Origin of the sequence: Streptomyces sp. AK08-02 (assembly GCF_033795085.1) — a bacterium.
Taxonomy (GTDB): Bacteria; Actinomycetota; Actinomycetes; order Streptomycetales; family Streptomycetaceae; genus Streptomyces; species Streptomyces echiniscabiei.
The window spans coordinates 376,777-394,496 of sequence record NZ_JARAZV010000007.1 but is presented as its reverse complement, the minus strand read 5'-3'; the positions used below and the strand labels follow the sequence as shown (position 1 = coordinate 394,496).

The following is a 17,720-nucleotide window of genomic DNA, read 5'->3' as shown; positions in this document are numbered from 1 at the left end:
GCTACGGCGCCGCTGTCCGGGAGAAGCGCCGACTGGACGCGAGGCGGGCCGGGGCACTCCTCCCGGTCGCCTGAGACAGGCCGTCAGCCCGATCCGGGTGCTGCCCGGCCCGCCACGGTCGTCGGCGTAATGCCGCGCCAAGTCAATTTCCTTCTCGACCCCACGGACAGTGAGTTCTGACATGACAGGTTTGCCCAGTCGCCGACAGGTACTCGGCGGGGCGGCAGCGGGAGTACTGGCCACGCTGGCCGGGATCCCGCATGCCGGTGCCGCGTCCGCCGCCGTGACGTACACGGCGCCGGATCCGCGGGTATGGATCCACCTCAACAACGGGTGGCGGTTCATCAGGTCGGATGTCGCAGGCGCGCAGGCTCCCGGGTTCAACGACTCCGGTTGGACGACGGTCAACACACCCCACACCTGGAACGCCGCTGACGGTGCCGACGGCGGCAACAACTACTACCGCGGAGTGGGCTGGTACCGCCGCCACTACACCGTGCCGGCCGAACTCGCCGGAAAGAGGCTGTATTTGCAGTTCGCCGGGGTCAACCAGGTCGCCGACGTCTGGGTCAACGGCACGTACCTCGGGCAGCACAAGGGCGGGTACTCCCGCTTCAGGTTCGACGCCACGGCCGCGCTCGTCCCGGGCGGGGACAACGTCATCGCGGTGAAGGTGACCAACGCCCGCGACACCGGCATCGCCCCGTTGAGCGCGGACTACACCTTCCAGGGCGGCATCTACCGCAACGTGAGCCTGTGGGCCGTCGACGACCTCCACGTCCGGATGACGGACTACGCGGGCCCCGGCGTCTACCTCCGGCAGAGCAACGTGAGCGCGGCCTCGGCCACGGTGACCGTCACGACGAAGCTGTGGAACGACAGCACCACCACCAGATCGGTGGTCGTGCGCAGCGTCATCGCGGACAAAAGCGGGACCATCGTCGCGGAGACGAGCAGCACCGCGCAGACCGTCCCCGCGGCCACCGGCACGGAGGTCCAGCAGACTCTCCACATCAGCAACCCGCACCTGTGGAACGGCCTGGCGGATCCCTACCTCCACAACGCCGGCGTCGAGATCCATGACGTCACCGGGGGCGGGGACCAGATCACGGATGTGGTGACCGAACGCCTGGGTCTTCGTTCCATCGCCGTCGACGCCAACACAGGCTTCCGCCTCAACGGCAGCCACCTTCACCTGCACGGCGTGAACCTGCACCAGGGCCGGGCCGGCAAGGGCTGGGCGATATCCGACGCCGATCACACCCAGGACTTCGACCTCATCAGCGAGATCGGCGCCAACACCGTCCGGATGGCGCACTACCAGCACGACCAGAAGGACTACAATCTCGCCGACGAACGCGGAATGATCGTGTGGGCGGAGATCCCCCTGGTCGACCTCGTCACCAACTCGGCCGCCTTCACCACCAGCACCCAGAACCAACTGCGGGAACTGATCCGGCAGAACTACAACCACCCCTCGATCGCCTTCTGGGGCATCGGCAACGAGCAGATCGACTACAACGGCACCGCCACGAACACGCTGCTCGCGTCACTGGCCGACATCGTCGAAGCCGAGGACCCGGACCGGCTCTCCACCTACGCGGTCCGCGGCGAGGACCCCGACAACGCGCAGGCGGGCCTGCACACGCAGACAACGGGGTTCAACAAGTACTACGGCTGGTACTACGGCTCCAAGGACGGCGACCTCGGCGCGTGGGCCGACAACCTGCACGCGAACTCCCCGTCCCGCAGGATCGCCATGTCGGAGTACGGGGTCGGCGCGAGCACCACCCAGCACGAACTCAACCCGCCGAAGCCGGCTCCGGGCGGATCCTGGCACCCCGAGGAGTACCAGTCGCTGTTCCACGAAGCGGCCTGGAAGCAGCTGGCCGCCCGTCCCTTCATCTGGGGCACGTTCGTCTGGGCCATGTTCGACTTCCCCTCCGACGGCCGGGGCGAAGGGGGCCAGCCCGGCATCAACGACAAGGGCCTGGTCACCCGCGACCGGCAGATCCGCAAGGACGCCTTCTACTGGTACAAGGCCAACTGGGCCGCCACTCCCACCCTCCACATCACCAGCCGTCGGTGGACCCAGCGCACCGATGCCACCACCGAACTCAAGGTCTACTCCAACGCGGGCCAGGTCACCGCCACCCTCAACGGCACCTCCCTGGGAACCCGGAGCAGCAGTGACCACATCTTCAGATGGCCCAGCATCACCTTGAGGCCCGGCCAGAACACCGTGACGGTCACCGCGACCATCAACGGCTCCACCCATACCGACAGCGTCAACTGGACACTCGGCTGAGAACCCCGCCCCTCGACACGCGCCCGGTCCGCACGCGGCACAGGCGCTACAGGGGCAGGGCGGGCGATGCCACAGTTCTCGGGTGGCCGTATGACCACCGCGACGATCTCGTAGGTGTGCGGGTCTCGGCGGCGTGACGATGCCAGGTGGCACACGGCGTACGCGACGAAGCTCCGGTGGGCAGGGTGACCTGTCAGGTCGTTCTGCCCGACCGGAGCTTCGATGTGCCGTGCAGTCCGCCGCCGCGTGTCACGCCGAGTCGCCCACGGCGTCAGCGTCGTGCGACTGCCGTCGGGGCCATGATCACGGCAGGGCGAGCCATGGCCCGTTCGACGGGAACTGTCAGCTTCGTGCGGAGGGTGAAATTCGCCCGGCCGCAGAACGGCGTCGCGCACGTCCTGCGTCACGATGAACGAGCACCGGCGGGAGCAGTGTCAGGCATGGGCCAGTCCCGGGAGGTGTTCGGCGAGGTGCATGGTATGCAGCCGCGCGAACTCGTCGTGTGTGCAGCGGCCGTAGGCGGGGTGGGGGGCGTGTTCTCCGGTGTGGCCGGTGAACAGGGCCACCGCGTCCGCGAAGCCGGACGCGGCCTCTCTCACCGGCAGGCCCGGGTCCAGCGGCGGCGCTCCGTCGATCTCCGCGCCGAGCGGGTGCTTCATCGCTCCGCGGCGCAGGAAGACCCACTTGGCCAGAGGGCCTGCCGTCGCCCGGAACAGGGCGGGCTTGAGCTTGGGATATCCGGAGACGGAGTAGCGGACGGTCTGGGCACAGTGCTGCAGTGTCTGGGACAGGTTCCAGGCGCTGCCCGGCGCCAGCAGGTCACGCTCGGGGCGACCGAGGTCCTTGCGGAGCCGTTCAGTGAGCTGGACGAGGGGGAGTGAGGTCATATCGCAAGATTCCGTTTCCTGCATGGTCGTCGGCCAGGGCCCCGACCTCGGTCCCGCCCCTGGCGGCAGGCGCAATGCCGGGCACTCTCCCCGCGCGCTGGGCAAGCACTTGTACCGACCACTGCGTCAGAGCGCCGGTTCATGCTCGTTCAGGTGGCCGATGATCAGGCTGGTGAGGACCTCGGGAGCCTCATCGGGGACCCAGTGACTGATGCCTTGCAGTGCGTGGAACGAGTAGGGGCCGCTCACCCATTTTTCTGTGGCATGAGCTGCGGTGGACCCGAGCGCGACGTCCTCGGTGCCCCAGACGTAGAGCGTGGGTACCTGGATCTTCCCGACCGCGGCGTCAGGCCGGTCGGCGCGGTAGTAGTTGAGGGCCGCGCTCAGCGCACCGGGTTCGGACAGACGCTGTACGTATGAGTCGACGTGATGGTCGGGAACCTTGCCCTGGTAGAGGGAACGCAGGAGCGCGGCGTCCTCCGCGAGGAAGCGGGCCTCTGTGCCGGGGCTGCGCCAGTCCTGCTGGTACTGGGAGCGACGGCGTTGCTCGTCGTCGGTGCGATGTGCCTCCCTCAGCGCGCTGGGATGCGGCGTCGACACGGCGGTGAGCGTGCGCAGTCGCTCGGCGTGCCGGGCCGCGGTCCACCAGGCGATGGCACCGCCCCAGTCGTGTCCGACGAGGTCGAAGCGGTTCCAGGCGAGTGTGTCGGCCACCGCCAGAACGTCCCCGACCAGTTCGCTCACCCCGTACGCGTCGGCACGCATCGGGCGCACACCCGGCGAATAGCCGCGGGTGTCGGGCGCGACCGCGCGGAAGCCCTGGTCACCCAGCGCGGCCACTTGTTCTTCCCAGAGGACGGCGGTCTGGGGAAAGCCGTGCAGGAGCAGGACGGGGCGCCCGTCTGCGGGTCCTGCTGCGATCGCGTCGAAGGTGCCTGAAGCCGATGGGATTTCAAGGTGTTCTGTCATGGTGCATCCTTTTCGGGAAGGTGGGCGCCCCGTCGGGGCATCGTGCCCACGAACGGTCCGCTGCCGAGCAGCGCCGAAAGAGCCACCGCCAGGACGAGCCGGCGGGTGGAGATGCGGCGACAGCTGCGGCGACCTAGGGTGACGGCTCGTCGATCGCGCGGTGTCGCGGTGCTGCGGGTGCCCCCCAGGGCGCATCAGTTCTCTCGCCGCTTGCGCCTCATGGCTCGTCGGTGGGTGGGTCCGCGCGGCCGATGATCCAGGCGCCCCACTCCGTGTCGGCGCGCCGTTCAGGCAGGTCCAGCACGGTGGAGACCGTCAGGACGAGACCGGTGGCCAAGAAGGAGCGCACCTGCATCGGGTCGGCGCCCGTCAGACGGGTGATGGTCTGCTGGAGGTCGAGCTGGCGCCGCCGTACCGACTCCTGGACCACCGCGTCGCCTGACGCGGCGTAAGCCTGCAACAGGACGAGGCCGACAGTGGGTCGGCTCTGCAGGAGATGCCGGTAGGCGTCACCGAGCGCGCTCAGCGTCGGTTCGGCGCTCTCGAAGGTGGCCTCGATCCCGTCGTAGGCCGCGTGTACGACCTGAAGGAACAGATCACGCTTCGAGCCGAACATCTGCACGATGCGGGGATGGGAGATACCGACCCGTGCGGCGATCGCCTCGATGCCCGCCCCCGACAGTCCCTTCAGGGCGAACTCCGCGTCGGCCGCCTCCATGATCTCAGCCCGCCGCACCGCCGCCGGCTTACGAGTGCGGCCGGGCTCGGTCACTGCTCGGCCTTCGCGCGGCCGATCTGACTCAGCACGAAGCGGTGGTCGTACAGGCACCGGTAGGCGTGGATCAGCCCGTCCTCTCCCAGCTCCAGACGGTCGTCACCGTGGAACTCCACGCGCTGATCCGTGCCGGCCAGGGTCCCCGAGAAGCGCCACGCCACCAGCACGGCCCGCCGCGTCACCTCCCCGTACAACCCCATACGCGTGAACGAGTAGTCGGGAAAGGCCTGTGCCATCTGCGTCACGAAGTCGCGGATGCTGTCGGGGCCGTGTGCCGTCTCACCCAGCGCCGGCTCGTCGTACACCAGGTCTTCGGCGCACAACGCCGCCGCGGCATCGCCGTCGTGCTCGTTCCAAGCCCTCTCCCATCGATCGCAGAACGCCTCAAGGGCCTTGATGTCTGATGCGGCCACTTCGGCCACGGTGGTAACCATTCTTCTAACTTACAAGTAAGTAAGAAGCGCTGCAAGGGCCGGTCGGCCCAAGGTGAGGGCTTGCCTTCGGGCATCTTCCGCGATGACGACCACAGCGAAGCGAACTGAGGACTGGGTGCCCCACGAACGAGGCGATGGGCCTGCGCGACCTCCCGCCCGAGTCCTGGGATGGGAACTGCGGCTGGATGCTTTCCGCCAACCTGACTGCCGACCTCGACGCCTGGGTGAGGCTCCTGGCGCTGCGCGACCACGCCGATCTGGTCGATGCCGAGCCCGGCACCAGGCGCTTTCGCCTCTGCCGCCTGCGGGCCCGCATCGCGAAGCACGCCCGCCGCCTGCTCCGTATCGAGGCCACCTGGCCCTGGGCCAACGCGTTCACCACCTGCGGGCGGCGACTCTCTGAACTTCCCGCCGTCACCCGACCGTCGGTCCTGTCCCGACGAAGACCAGAACGGGGGAGACCCGCACCACCCCGGGCCCGTGGAGCCCGGCGCAGCCGCAGCGTCACGCGACGGCCCACCCCCGACTGCAGGGGACATTGCGAGCGAACCGCCGAGTCGCTCAGCGCCCGAACCTCGCTGCCGGATCGAGGTAAAGGGTGAGTCACGGCGTGCCGCGGACATCCAAGTTTGGTATCGGGACGATAGGGGGTGGCAGTTCGCCTGCGGGGAGTTGGCCGACTTGCTGGACGGCCAGTTCGCCCAGCCGCCGCTTGTCGAGGAGGGCGCTGCCTTGGTTGGCCGGAGGCAGACCGGGTCGAACGGTGGGGTGGTGACGCCGCCGAAGGGGAAGATGCCGCGGCTGCTCTCCGTGGGGAGGAGGTCGCCGACGGGGTGATGCCTCCCTCCGCCATGAGGGAGGGGTTCTCATGTCAGCTTTCTCCTCTGTGGGTTCACTCGAAGAGCACTGCAACGACTTCGGCGACGCACACAGGCTTGTCGCCGCCCCGCCGCTCGACGGTGACGCGGAGGACGGCCTGGGCTCCCTGCGGTCCGCGCCGCAGTTCCGTCAGCTCCACCATGCCCCTCACCTGGGAGTTCACGGGTGTGAGGGCCGGGCAACGGACCTTGTTGCTGCCGTAGTTGATGGCGGCGGTCAGCCCCTCGGTCCGCGCGGCTTCCGACAGGAGCATGGGGACGAGGGACGGGACCAGATAGCCGTGGGCGACCGTCGTTCCGTACGGGCCCTTCGCGGCCTTGTTCGGGTCGAGGTGGATCCACTGGTGATCGCCGGTGACATCGGCGAAACGGTCGATGTCATTCTGGGGCGGGCGCTACGGCGGCACTCACCGCCACCGCTGTTCAGGTGCCGGACGCGGTCCCCTGAACACAGCAATGTGACGCTGCTGGCGTCGTCGCGTACCTGGTCCACAACGTTGGGCGCCTGCTGCACCGCTCGCTGGACGAGCCCCGGAAGCCTGGGTGGCCTGGCGCTGCCGCCCCTTCAGTGTTGACGCCTTCTCCACCAGCACCGCCACTGGTGGCCCGCACCCGCTGACCCGGAATGCCCAGTAATGGTCCACGGCGCGTGGCTGCCCCTGTTCATCGGCCTGAGGACGTGTCAGCAATCGTGTGTAAGTCGGTTGGTGTCATTGGATGCTGAGCCGGTCCTCGAAGAACAGGGAGAACTGGTTCAGTGCCTCTTTCCAGTGGTGCGGCGACGTGGTTCGCGTCGCGCGCTTTGGGGTTGATCTGCTCGCGGACCGCGAGGTAGAGAACCTTCAACGCGGCCTGCTCTGAGGGGAAATGGCCGCTGTTGCGGGTGGCTTTGCGGAGCCGGGAGTTGGTCTACTCCACCATGTTCGTGGAGTAGACCACCGTCCTTATGGCCGGCGGGAACGCCAGGTAGGGCGTGAACTCCGGCCACGCCTACCGCCAGGTCCGGACGATCGCCGGATAGCGTTGCCCCAGGTCAGACGCCTCGAAATCGTCGAGAGCCTGCTCGGCGGCCTGTTCGGTCGGGGCCGCATAGATCGCTTTGAGGGCCGGCACCAGCTTGGGGTGGTCCCGCGCCGAGGACAGCCGGAGCGAGGCCCTGGTCAGGTGGATCACGCAGGTCTGGACGGTGGCCTTGGACCAGGTCGCGGTGATCGCGTCCGGCAGACCTTTCAGACCGTCGCAGGCGACGATGCAGACGTCCTCGACGCCCCGGTTCCGTAGTTCTGACAGGACGGCCATCCAGGTACTAGCGCCCTCGCCCTCGGCGCCGACCCACAGGCCCAGGACGTCTTTTCGGCCGTCCATGTCGACGCCGACGGCCAGGTAGACCGGCTTGGAGGTCACCGAACCCGAGCGGATCTTCACCCACAGCGCGTCGATGTAGATGATCGGCCAGACAGCGTCCAGGGGCCGGTTCTGCCAGCTCACGAGCTCATCGACCACGGCATCAGCGACCTTGCTGATCAGGTCTGGGCTGACCTCGACCCCGTAGATCTGGGCCAGGTGGGAGCGGATGTCGCGCACGCTCATCCCGCGGGCGTAAAGCGACAGGATCCGGTTGTTGAACCCGGAGAGCCGACGGGCGTTCTTGGGAACCAGGCGCGGCTCGAAGTCGCCGTTGCGGTCCCGCGGCGCCGCCGGAGCAATCGCGCCGGCGTCAGTGAGGACCGTCTTGGGCGAGGTGCCGTTGCGGGAGTTCCCCGACCCGTGACCAGCGAGATCGCCCCGCTCATAGCCAAGATGCTCGCTCATCTCGGCTTCCAGAGCCCGCTCCAGAACAGCCTTGGTGATCTCCGTCAGCAGCCCGCCTTCACCGAGCAGAGCCACCCCGGAAGCATCGGCCTTGTTGAGCAACCGCCCGGCGACCTCATTCACCAACTCGTCCCCGGCCGCAGAGGCAACCGGTTCCGTCTTGTCTGACATGACTCGTCCGATCCGCCCGGCCCAAGAGCCCGAGGCCGAGCCCCGGGCCAGGCTGCCACATCACGGACTTACACGATATTTCAGACACGCTCGCGGGGCGGTCTGCTTGCTGTGGTCCGGCTCTTGTGCGGTCAGCCGGCGGAGACAGCCTCAGCGTGGTCTGTCTCGTCCGCGACCGCGGAGGCAGTGTTCTTGGGTCCGCGGAGGGTGATGTAGATGAAGAGGGCTCCCATGATGACGGCGCCTGCCCCCATGGCCTGCTGCCAGCCGTCGACGAAGGACTGCTGCGCCGCGTGGAGCACGTCTGGTGCGTGTGGTCCGGTGGTGCCCGCTACCTCAACTGCGTTGGCGACGCCCTCGCGGGCGGTCTCCGCGGCGCGTTGGGGGATGCCGTGCAGCTTGTCGTCGATGGCGTTGCGGTAGCCGGCGAACACGAGTGCGCCGAGCAGGGCGACACCGAGTGCGGTGCCGAATTCGCGGGTGACGTCGTTGAGGGCGGAGGCGACGCCCTGCTTCTCGCGCGGCAGGGAGGCGGTGATTGCCTCCGTGGACGGGGTCATCGACAGGCCCATGCCGACGCCCATGGCGAGCAGGCCGGGCAGGACGGACAGGTAGCCGCCGCTGACGGAGACGAACAAGGCCATGAGCGCCATGCCGACGCCGGCCAGCGCGATGCCCACGACCATGGTCGAGCGTGCGCCGATCCCTGCGGCCAGCTTGGGCGCCAGGCCGGAGGCCATCATCATCGCGAGGGCCATGGGCATCATCGCGACCGTGGACAGCAGGCCCGACCAGCCGAGTACGGCCTGGAAGAACGGGAAGAGGACCACGCCGATGCCCGCCTGAACACCGAAGACCACCAGCAGCGTGATCGAGCCGCCCGACAGTCCGCGCTCCCGGAACAGCCGCACGTCCAGCAGTGAGGCGTCGCGGCGGTGCAGCTCCCAGGCCACGAACCCGATGGTGGCGATGAGGCCGACGGTCAGACTGATCAGCGTCTCGGGCGCGGTCCAGCCGCGTTCGGGGCCTTCCTGCAGGACGAAGATGAGGCCGACGACAGCGATGATGGAGACCAGCGCGCCGACGGTGTCGAATCGATGGGCCGAGGTCTCGCGGGAGTTGGGAATCGACTTCAGCGTCATGGCCAGGGCCACGAGGACCAGGACCGCGGGCAGGACGAACAGCCAGCGCCAGTCGGCGACGTCGACGAGGAGTGCGGAGAGGAACATGCCCAGGATGCCGCCGCCTCCGGCGATACCGGTCCACACGCCGATCGCCTTGCCGCGCTGCTCTTCGGGGAAGGTGGAGGTGATGACGGCGAGCGTGATCGGCATGATCATGGCGGCGCCGATGCCGCTGGCCACGCGGGCGGCGAGCATCACCTCCGCCGTCGGGGCCAGGCCCGCGACCACGGTGGCGATGCCGAAAACGCTCAGTCCGGCGATGAGCATGGGCTTGCGGCCCAGGCGGTCGCCCAGGGCGCCGAGCGGCAGCAGCAGCGCGGCCAGGGCGAGGGTGTAGATGTTGATGATCCACAGGACCGTGCTCTGGGAAGCGCCGAATTCCACGGCCATATGGGTCTGCGCGACGTTCAGCCCGGTCACCGAGGCGATAACCGCCATCAGGGCGATGGAGACGGTGATCAGGATCGTGCGCAGTTGACGCGCGTCGGGTGCGCCCCGGCCGCCGGCCGGTGTGGCAGGTACGGGCTGGTTCGTACTCATGGATTCCTCTCATAACGGTATGCCGAGTCAGCGCCGGAGCAGGACCGGTCGCTGGGTGAAGGGGCGGGTGGGGCCCAGGCCGCCGCACACATCGGGGGCGTGCGGCGGCCGGTGCCGCGCCGGATGTCAGAGGGCGGGAGTTTCGCCCTGGGCTGCGGCGAGAGCCGCGTCGGTGTCCGCGGTGGCCAGCACGCTGTTGATGTGGGCGCCGGCCGCTGCGGCGGCGCGCGGCAAGGTCGGTGGCGTTGCCCGCCACCCAGACACCCGGCACCTCGGTGGCGCCAGCCATGCCGCAGGCGAAGCCGCGGCCCATGTCGTCGGGCAGGTCGTGCATCGGCAGCTTCAGGCCCTCCAGGCCCTCGGTACGGGCCTCCATCTGGGTGGCGACTGCGAGGACGCTGCGGGTCACGACATGGCCGTCGGCCAGGCGCACGCCGGCGACGGTGCCGTCCTCGTTGTTGACGACCTCCTGCACCGGGGTGTCGACGATGCGGATGCCGCGGGCCGCGAACCGGACGCGGGTGGCCTCATCCAGGTCAGTGTCCTGGGCGAAGAAGGTCAGATCCTCGGTCAACTGCCGAAACAGGAACGCATGGCCGATGGAGGCCGGGCCAGTGGCGAGGATGCCTATGGGCTCATCGCGCACCTCCCAGCCGTGGCAGTACGGGCAGTGCACCACACCCCGGCCCCAGTGCTCGGCGAGGCCAGGGACCTCGGGCAGTACATCCTTCAGGCCGGTGGCCACCAGGACCCGGCGCGCACTCATGCTCCGTCCGTCGGCCAAGGTGACGGTGAACCGCAGATCCCCGTCCGTCGCCAGAGCGGCGGGCTCGGCCGAGGTCACCTCACCGAAGACGACGCGCCCTCCGTACTGGCGCACCTGCTCCCGCCCCCGCCGAAGGAGCTCGGGCGGCGGGGTGCCGTCCAGGACGATGAATCCGTGCATGGCCTCGGCGGGCGCGTTGCGCGGGGAGCCGCTGTCGATCACGACGACCGAGCGGCGGGAGCGGGCGAGCATCAGCGCTCCGTTCAGCCCTGCGGCGCCCCCGCCGATCACCACCACATCGACGGTCCCCTCGGGCAGTGCGTCACTCGCGTACGGAGAAGTTGTCACAGCCATGGCCTCCTGCCTTTCCTCGTGCACTGGTCCCAGACGTTGCGGACCATCTGCACACGACGCTAAGTGGAGTTGCTTCATAGGCATACACTGTTGCCTATGAAGCAAGAAGATGGAGATCTGGACAGCCTCGTACGCAAACGCATCCGCGCCTTGCGGGTGGCGCAGGGCTGGTCCCTGGAGGAATTGGCCTCCCGCGCCCACCTCAGTCAGTCCTCCCTGAGCCGCATCGAGAACGGCCAGCGCCGCCTCGCACTGGATCAGCTGGTCACCCTCGCCCGCGCCCTGGACACCACGCTCGATCAGCTCGTGGAGACCGCCACCGACGACGTCGTCACCAGCCCGACAATCGACAGCACCCACGGTCGGATGCGTTGGACCATCAAGGCCGACCCCGGGATGAGCGTGGTGCGGCAGCGCATGACCGAACCGCCCCCCGAGAACCCGGCGCGCATGCGCGCCCACCCGGGGCGCGAATGGCTCGTCGTCCTGTCCGGCACCGCGATCCTCATGCTCGGCCACCGCCGCTTCCGCCTCGAGACCAACCAGGCCGCCGAGTTCCCCACGATGATGCCGCACGCGATCGGCGCCGACGGCGGACCCTGCGAGATCCTTGGCATCTTCGACCGCGACGCCCGCCGCGGCCACCAGGGCGACAGCGACGACGACACCCAAGGCGCTCCCGAGTGATCGTGAGGCAGCGCGACGGCCTTCCCTGGCGGTGACATCTTGCGCGTCGGGCAGCGCCCTCGACCATCATCTTGCGTAAACAGGGACACTTCGTGCTGCAGGAGCATACCCACCTTTAGTGTGAAGAGCATGAACCACGCACTCACCCACACCCCCGACCATGGCGCTTCGCACGGTCACCACCACGAGCACGCAATGGACGGCCAAGCGGAGATCCTCGACCTGGACGCCGAGGTCCTCGCCGAGCACACCGCCTCCATCACTGCATGGCTGCCGCTGCAGACCACCCCGCACCACATCGTGGACCTGGGCTGCGGCACGGGCGCGGGCACCTTCGCCCTCCTCAACCGCTTCCCCGACGCGCACGTCACCGCCGTCGACGCCTCCGCCGAACACCTGCAGCGCCTGCGCACCAAGGCGTGCACCCGCGGCGTCCAGGAGCGCGTACGCACCGTGCAGACCGACCTCGACGACCGCGCCTGGCCCGACCTCGGCTCACCGAACCTGGTCTGGGCATCGGCCTCGATGCACCACATGGCTCACCCCGACCGCGCACTGCGCAACGTCCACGACACGCTCGCGCCCGGCAGCCTGTTCGCCGTCGTCGAACTGGCCGGCCACCCCCGTTTCCTGCCCGAAAACGCCCCCGCGGACAGGCCCGGCCTGGAAGAGCGCGTCCACGCCGCCGCCGACCGCCGCCAAGCCGAACACATGCCCCACCGCGGCGCCGACTGGGGCCCGATGCTGACCGCCGCCGGATTCACCGTCGAGGGCGAACGCACCATCGCCGTGAACTTCGAAGGCTCGCGCAACGAAGCGATCGGCCGCTACGCCACCGGCGTCCTGCAGCGCATCCGCAGCGTCATCGCAGACAGATTCTCCCCCGAGGACCTCACCGCGCTCGACCAGCTCCTCGACACCAGCAGCCCGCACAGCATCGCGCGCCGCGACGACCTGACGGTACGCACCGAGCGCACCGTCTGGGCCGCCCGCCGCATCTAGTCCCGTACTTCGCGGGTCGTTGATTCGTATGGTCTGACCGGGCCGGGGGTGCCCTGGGCCGGTCGTGTGGCGTTGGGTGGGGTGTGTCGATGACTTCCCGGTCTCCGCGGCCTCGGTCTCAGCGTCAGCGCCTTGATGTGGTGGTGACGTCCGTGGTGACCAAGCGCCTGGGCGCCCTGCCTGTCGCTGCCGAGTTTCTGCGTCGGGTGGACGTCGCGGGGATCGTCGACGGGCTGCGGCCACCGGATTCGCGGGCGGACCTGACGCACGGCCAGGTCATCGATGTACTGGTGGCGAACCGGCTGACCGCTCCCGCGCCGCTGTTCCGCGTCGGGGACTGGGCGTACTCGTGTGAGGCCGTCAAGGGTCTTGGTGGAGGCCGATGCGTGTCCCGGCTGGTGCATCGACGGGTCTCATCGGTGTCGTGCTCGGGGCTTCGGCGATCAGTGGCGTTGTCGCGTCCGGCCGTGGCAGCAAAATGTCTCCTCAGGGACACCATCGGAACTCGAAGATGACCTCACCGGGTGATGCCTGGGACGCGGTGGATGAGCGGCTGCGTTTCCGCGTGGCGAGAGTCGCGGCCTTGGCCGGACATGAACCTCAGCTGACCCGCTCTACCCTCTGTGCGGAAGGGCCCGCACGTCCGTGCGGGCCCTTCCGCGTCATCCCCTACGTTGCGCACGCCCACGCCCTAAGAGGGCGTATCCCGCCTCCCAGGTGGGAGACAAGTGGGAGACAAGTGGGAGATGATCATGGCGTGATGCTGCAATCAGACGCTAGGAAATGCTAGACAGCGCTACCTGTGCGGCCCGGTTTCAGCCGCCGGATTCGCCCGCGTGAGGACTCAGCACACCCGCGCTGACCAGCACGATCACCGCTATGCCCAGGGCGACGCGGTAGTACACGAACGGCATGAAGCTCTTGGTCGAGATGAATTTCATGAACCACGCGATCACCGCGTAGCCGACGCCGAAGGCGATGACCGTCGCGAAGGCCGTCGGGCCCCAGGAGACATGGCCGCCCTCCGACGCGTCCTTGAGTTCGAACACACCCGAGGCGAGCACGGCCGGCATGGCCAGCAGGAAGGAGTAACGGGCCGCCGCCTCACGGGTGTAGCCCATGAACAGACCGCCACTGATGGTCGCGCCGGACCGGGAGACGCCGGGGACCAGTGCCATCGCCTGGCACAGGCCGTAGATCAGACCGTCCCGTACGCCCAGATCCTTCAGGCCCTTGCGTTCCTTGGCCGCCCGGTGCTTGCCACCGGTCTCGTCGCGTGCCGCGAGCCGGTCGGCGACGCCGATGACGATGCCCATCACGATCAGCATCGTCGCGGTGATCCGCAGGTCCCGGAACGGTCCCTCGATCTGGTCCTTGAGCGTGACCCCGAGGACGCCGATCGGAATCGAGCCGACGATCACCAGCCAGCCCATCTGGGCGTCGTGGTCGCTGCGCATCGCCTTGTTGGTGAGCGAGCGGAACCACGCCGAGAGGATTCGCGCCACATCTTTGCGGAAGTAGATCAGCACCGCGGCTTCCGTACCCAGCTGGGTGATCGCCGTGAAGGCGGCGCCCGGGTCCTTCCAGCCGGAGAACGCGGCCGTCAGGCGCAGATGCGCACTGGAGGAGACGGGGAGGAACTCGGTCAGCCCCTGGACGAGTCCGAGGATGAGGGATTCAAACCAAGACATGAAGTTACGTGGTCCAAGCGCTGATCGTGGAAGGGCCGACGGACACACCCGGCGCCGCGCGCGAACGCTCGAAGAGCGGCGGAGATCAGGTGTGTTGGGGGCAGCCTAGCGGCCTCCGGCGACAGGCCGAGCACAGGGGCCGGAGTCAAGGGGTGGTAAAGGGTGGGGTTCGCCCGGTCGCCCTCCCCGCACCATCCACCCCGTGGACACTCCCGACGAGGTGTTGACCGGCTGCTCGGACGGAACATACGTTGCCAGCGAAGAGTAAGCGCTTGCTGCCCCCGGAGGTCCGGAGTCATCACGCGTTGGCCCACGTCAGGCATCGCGTCCGATGGAGCGTTGATCACGCACATGACCACACCCGCAACCCGTTCCGGCACCTCGCCCGCCGACCCTCCCGCAGGTCGCGTGCCGCGAACCTCAGCCGCTCCGCTCCCGCCGCTCACCGGGCGTCGTATCCGGGCCGCCGTCATCGGGGCGGGTGCCATCGGACGGGGGTCGCATCTGCCGGCGCTCGCCCGGCTGGCCGACGAGGGCGAGACGGAGGTCGTCGCCGCCGTCGACATCAACGCCGACGCGGTCGAGGCTTTCTGCGCGGAGAGCGGGATTCCGCACGCGTACACCGACCTGGAGCAGATGCTCCGGGAACAGCGGCCCGACCTGGTCACCATCTGTACGCCGCCCACCCTGCACCGCGAGCAGACGGTGGCCGCGCTGCGCGCCGGGGCCTGGGTCTGGTGCGAGAAGCCGCCGGTGCCGACGCTCGCCGACTTCGACGCGATCGAGGCGGAGGAGGGGCTCGGGGGCGGACCGTACGCCTCGATCGTCTTCCAGCACCGCTTCGGCTCCGCCTCCACGCACGTGCGGCGGCTGCTCGCCGAGGGAGCGCTTGGCCGGCCGCTCGTGGCGCACTGCCAGACCACCTGGTACCGCGACACCGCCTACTACGCCGTCCCCTGGCGCGGACGCTGGCAGACCGAGGGCGGCGGGCCCGCCATGGGCCACGGCATCCACCAGATGGATCTGCTCCTCGATCTGCTCGGGCCGTGGAGCGAGGTGCGGGGGATGGCCGGGCGCCTCGTGCACGACGTCGAGACCGAGGACGTGTCCACCGCGCTCGTCCGGTTCGCGAACGGCGCGCTGGGGACCGTCGTCAACAGTGTGCTCAGCCCCGACGAGGTCAGCCGCATCCGCATCGACTGCGAGCGCGCCACCGTCGAACTCACCCATCTGTACGGACACAGCAACGCCGACTGGACCATCACCCCGGCGCCGGACGTCCCGGCGGCGGAGGTCGCAGCCTGGCGTGACTTCGGGGTGGACGTGCCCAGCTCGCACCTCGCGCAGCTGCGCGAACTGGTCGCCAGCATGCGTGCCGGCGAACGCCCGCGCAGCAGCGGGGCGGACGGACGGACCAGCCTGGAACTGATCACCGCGCTGTACAAGTCCGCCTTCACGGACACGACCGTCAAGGCGGGTGACATCGGGCCCGGCGACCCCTACTACACCGCGCTGCACGGCGGTGCGCCCGGCTGGGCGCCCGAGACCGGCGACGATGGTGCCATGTCCGGTTCCGCTACCCAGGAGGCGTCCGCGTGACCACGTCCGAGGACCTGCGCGTCGTCCACGCGCACGGTGACCGCATCACCGTGACCGAACCGGTCACCGGGGTCGAGCTGTTCAGTTACGTGTACGGGGCGGAGGCGGCCTGGGAGTCGCCGAAGCCGTATCTGCACCCGATCCGGACGCTCGCCGGAAACGTTGTCACCGACTACCGGCCCAACGACCACCGCTGGCACAAGGGCCTCCAGCTGACGGCCTCGCACCTGTCGGGGGCGAACCTGTGGGGCGGCAACTCCTACGTGCACGGCAAGGGATATCTCGCCCTCCCCGAGCGCGTCGGCTCGATGGCCCACGTCGGTTTCGACGAGGTCGCCTCGGAGGCGGGCCGGGTCGTCATCGCGGAGCGGCTCACCTGGCACCCGTACAGCGGGGAACTGTGGGCGGACGAGTCGCGGCGGGTGGAGGTGCACGACGTCGATCCGACGGCGGGTTCCTGGGCGCTGACCTGGACGAGCGCGATCACCAACCGGCGCGACGAGCCGCTGCTCTTCGGCAGCCCGACCACCGCCGGGCGCGAGGCGGCCGGCTACACCGGCCTCTTCTGGCGCGGCCCCCGCGCCTTCCGGGACGGGCGCATTCTCGGCCCCGACGCGGAGGGACCCGAGCTGATGGGCGCGCAGGCGCCGTGGCTGGCGTACTCCGGCGAGTTCGACGGCGCCGACGGCCATGCCACGCTGGTCTTCGCACACGCGCCCGAGAACGACCAGCTGGGGACCGAGGGCGCCCACCCCGCCCACTGGTTCGTGCGCAACGAGCCGTTCGCCGCCGTCGCCCCCTCCTGGGCCTTCCACGACGAACTGGAGCTCGCGCCCGGCGACACGCTCACCCGCCGCTACCGGGTCGTCGTCGCCGACGGGGAGTGGGAGCGCGACGGCGTCGCCAAGTACCTGGCGGAGCACCCGTGGTGAGTGCGGCACCCGGCGGGGCGGCCTTCGCCGGGCTGCCCGGCGGTGTCGCCGTCTCGTACCTGTCCGTCTACGACTGGCCGGCCGTCGACGGGGTGTGCGGCGGAACTCCCCATATGCACCTGACCTGTTCGGAGGCGTACGTCGTCACGGGCGGACGGGGAGCCGTGCAGACGCTCACGAAGTCCGGGTACGAGGTGACGCCGCTCACGCCCGGGACGGTCGCCTGGTTCACGCCGGGCACCATCCACCGGCTGGTCAACGAGGACGAACTGCGCATCACCGTCCTCATGCAGAACAGCGGGCTGCCGGAGGCGGGCGACGCCGTGCTCACGCTGCCGCCGAGGTACCTGACCGACCCGGAGACGTACGCCGCCGCGACCGTGATCCCGGCCGACGCGCCCGTCACCGAGCAGGAGCGGGTGGCCCGGGCCCGGCGCGACCTCGCCCTGGAGGGGTACCGGGCGCTTCGGGAGGCGGAGGGGCCGGAGGCGCTGGCCGCCTTCCACGAGGCGGCGGCAGCTCTCGTACGGCCCCGGCTCGCCGACTGGCGTGAGCGCTGGCGGCGCGGCGCCGAGGCGGCGGCCACGGCGACGGGCGCCCAGCTCGACCGGCTGGAACGGGGCGACACGTCCCACCTCGCGCAGGCCGTCGTACGAGCCGAACAGCCTTCGGCGCAGGGGAAGTTCGGGATGTGCGGGCGGCTGGACGTGTACCGGGGCACCTCGTAGAGA

The 17,720-nt window shown here is 69.2% G+C and carries 14 protein-coding genes and 2 pseudogenes; 7 read left to right on the top strand and 9 right to left on the bottom strand.

The genetic code is table 11. The annotated features are described in order from the left end of the window. The first annotated feature begins 181 nt into the window (after positions 1 to 181). The gene (locus PV734_RS17380; protein ID WP_029183904.1) at positions 182 to 2,308 is read left to right on the top strand and encodes a glycoside hydrolase family 2 protein; all 2,127 of its coding nucleotides are present in this window, start codon (positions 182 to 184) and stop codon (positions 2,306 to 2,308) included. A 434-nt stretch (positions 2,309 to 2,742) separates the two neighbouring features. Here the strand turns inward: PV734_RS17380 and PV734_RS17375 are convergent, their stop codons facing one another. The 8 genes and pseudogenes from PV734_RS17375 to PV734_RS17340 all read right to left on the bottom strand — a co-directional run bounded on the left by PV734_RS17375 (position 2,743) and on the right by PV734_RS17340 (position 11,078). Next, complete coding sequence (locus PV734_RS17375) at positions 2,743 to 3,195, bottom strand: DUF1569 domain-containing protein (protein ID WP_010354054.1); 453 nt, start codon at positions 3,193 to 3,195, stop codon at positions 2,743 to 2,745. 126 nt (positions 3,196 to 3,321) lie between these two features. Next, complete coding sequence (locus PV734_RS17370) at positions 3,322 to 4,164, bottom strand: alpha/beta fold hydrolase (RefSeq protein WP_029183903.1); 843 nt, start codon at positions 4,162 to 4,164, stop codon at positions 3,322 to 3,324. A gap of 217 nt (positions 4,165 to 4,381) precedes the next feature. Continuing rightward, a complete protein-coding gene (locus PV734_RS17365; RefSeq protein ID WP_029183902.1) occupies positions 4,382 to 4,936 on the bottom strand; it encodes a TetR/AcrR family transcriptional regulator in 555 nt (184 codons plus the stop codon). Beyond that, positions 4,933 to 5,361 (bottom strand): nuclear transport factor 2 family protein, encoded by a 429-nt coding sequence (locus PV734_RS17360; RefSeq protein ID WP_078480794.1) that lies wholly within the window; start codon positions 5,359 to 5,361, stop codon positions 4,933 to 4,935. The genes PV734_RS17365 and PV734_RS17360 overlap by 4 nt, the downstream gene beginning before the upstream one ends. Before the next feature lie 904 nt (positions 5,362 to 6,265). Then, positions 6,266 to 6,628 (bottom strand): MaoC family dehydratase, encoded by a 363-nt coding sequence (locus tag PV734_RS17355; protein WP_075693505.1) that lies wholly within the window; start codon positions 6,626 to 6,628, stop codon positions 6,266 to 6,268. Positions 6,629 to 6,961: 333 nt separating this feature from the next. Beyond that, positions 6,962 to 8,234, bottom strand: a pseudogene (locus tag PV734_RS17350) (IS256 family transposase). Positions 8,235 to 8,365: 131 nt separating this feature from the next. After that, the gene (locus PV734_RS17345) at positions 8,366 to 9,958 is read right to left on the bottom strand and encodes an MFS transporter (RefSeq protein ID WP_010354049.1); all 1,593 of its coding nucleotides are present in this window, start codon (positions 9,956 to 9,958) and stop codon (positions 8,366 to 8,368) included. A 126-nt stretch (positions 9,959 to 10,084) separates the two neighbouring features. Continuing rightward, positions 10,085 to 11,078, bottom strand: a pseudogene (locus PV734_RS17340) (NAD(P)/FAD-dependent oxidoreductase). Between the two features lie 96 nt (positions 11,079 to 11,174). Between PV734_RS17340 and PV734_RS17335 the strand changes: the two are divergent. From PV734_RS17335 to PV734_RS17325, 3 genes are all read left to right on the top strand, one after another. Next, positions 11,175 to 11,765, top strand: coding sequence for a helix-turn-helix domain-containing protein (locus PV734_RS17335; RefSeq protein WP_010354046.1), 591 nt, complete (start codon positions 11,175 to 11,177; stop codon positions 11,763 to 11,765). Between the two features lie 129 nt (positions 11,766 to 11,894). Further along, entirely contained in the window at positions 11,895 to 12,767 is an 873-nt protein-coding gene (locus PV734_RS17330) for a class I SAM-dependent methyltransferase (RefSeq protein WP_029183901.1), read from the top strand. Positions 12,768 to 12,856: 89 nt separating this feature from the next. Beyond that, positions 12,857 to 13,282 carry a DUF4277 domain-containing protein gene (locus tag PV734_RS17325; protein WP_107308636.1) on the top strand — a complete coding sequence of 142 codons (426 nt, stop codon included), beginning with the start codon at positions 12,857 to 12,859 and terminating at the stop codon, positions 13,280 to 13,282. Between the two features lie 300 nt (positions 13,283 to 13,582). Here the strand turns inward: PV734_RS17325 and PV734_RS17320 are convergent, their stop codons facing one another. Continuing rightward, positions 13,583 to 14,458 carry an undecaprenyl-diphosphate phosphatase gene (locus PV734_RS17320; protein ID WP_319290192.1) on the bottom strand — a complete coding sequence of 292 codons (876 nt, stop codon included), beginning with the start codon at positions 14,456 to 14,458 and terminating at the stop codon, positions 13,583 to 13,585. Between the two features lie 351 nt (positions 14,459 to 14,809). Between PV734_RS17320 and PV734_RS17315 the strand changes: the two genes are divergently transcribed. The 3 genes from PV734_RS17315 to PV734_RS17305 are packed head-to-tail and all read left to right on the top strand — an operon-like array spanning position 14,810 to position 17,717. Further along, positions 14,810 to 16,057 (top strand): Gfo/Idh/MocA family protein, encoded by a 1,248-nt coding sequence (locus PV734_RS17315; protein WP_319095567.1) that lies wholly within the window; start codon positions 14,810 to 14,812, stop codon positions 16,055 to 16,057. After that, the gene (locus PV734_RS17310) at positions 16,054 to 16,989 is read left to right on the top strand and encodes a PmoA family protein (RefSeq protein WP_319290190.1); all 936 of its coding nucleotides are present in this window, start codon (positions 16,054 to 16,056) and stop codon (positions 16,987 to 16,989) included. Before PV734_RS17315 ends, PV734_RS17310 begins: the two co-directional genes overlap by 4 nt. Next, positions 16,983 to 17,717, top strand: coding sequence for a cupin (locus tag PV734_RS17305; protein ID WP_319095569.1), 735 nt, complete (start codon positions 16,983 to 16,985; stop codon positions 17,715 to 17,717). The genes PV734_RS17310 and PV734_RS17305 overlap by 7 nt, the downstream gene beginning before the upstream one ends. The last annotated feature ends 3 nt before the right edge of the window (positions 17,718 to 17,720 follow it).

Excerpts from the sequence above, each read along its gene's own strand:
- PV734_RS17380 (WP_029183904.1), top strand. The coding sequence starts at position 182 with ATGACAGGTTTGCCCAGTCGCCGACAGGTACTCGGCGGGGCGGCAGCG.
- PV734_RS17375 (WP_010354054.1), bottom strand. The coding sequence starts at position 3,195 with ATGACCTCACTCCCCCTCGTCCAGCTCACTGAACGGCTCCGCAAGGAC.
- PV734_RS17370 (WP_029183903.1), bottom strand. The coding sequence starts at position 4,164 with ATGACAGAACACCTTGAAATCCCATCGGCTTCAGGCACCTTCGACGCG.
- PV734_RS17345 (WP_010354049.1), bottom strand. The coding sequence starts at position 9,958 with ATGAGTACGAACCAGCCCGTACCTGCCACACCGGCCGGCGGCCGGGGC.
- PV734_RS17335 (WP_010354046.1), top strand. The coding sequence starts at position 11,175 with ATGAAGCAAGAAGATGGAGATCTGGACAGCCTCGTACGCAAACGCATC.
- PV734_RS17330 (WP_029183901.1), top strand. The coding sequence starts at position 11,895 with ATGAACCACGCACTCACCCACACCCCCGACCATGGCGCTTCGCACGGT.
- PV734_RS17325 (WP_107308636.1), top strand. The coding sequence starts at position 12,857 with ATGACTTCCCGGTCTCCGCGGCCTCGGTCTCAGCGTCAGCGCCTTGAT.
- PV734_RS17320 (WP_319290192.1), bottom strand. The coding sequence starts at position 14,458 with ATGTCTTGGTTTGAATCCCTCATCCTCGGACTCGTCCAGGGGCTGACC.
- PV734_RS17315 (WP_319095567.1), top strand. The coding sequence starts at position 14,810 with ATGACCACACCCGCAACCCGTTCCGGCACCTCGCCCGCCGACCCTCCC.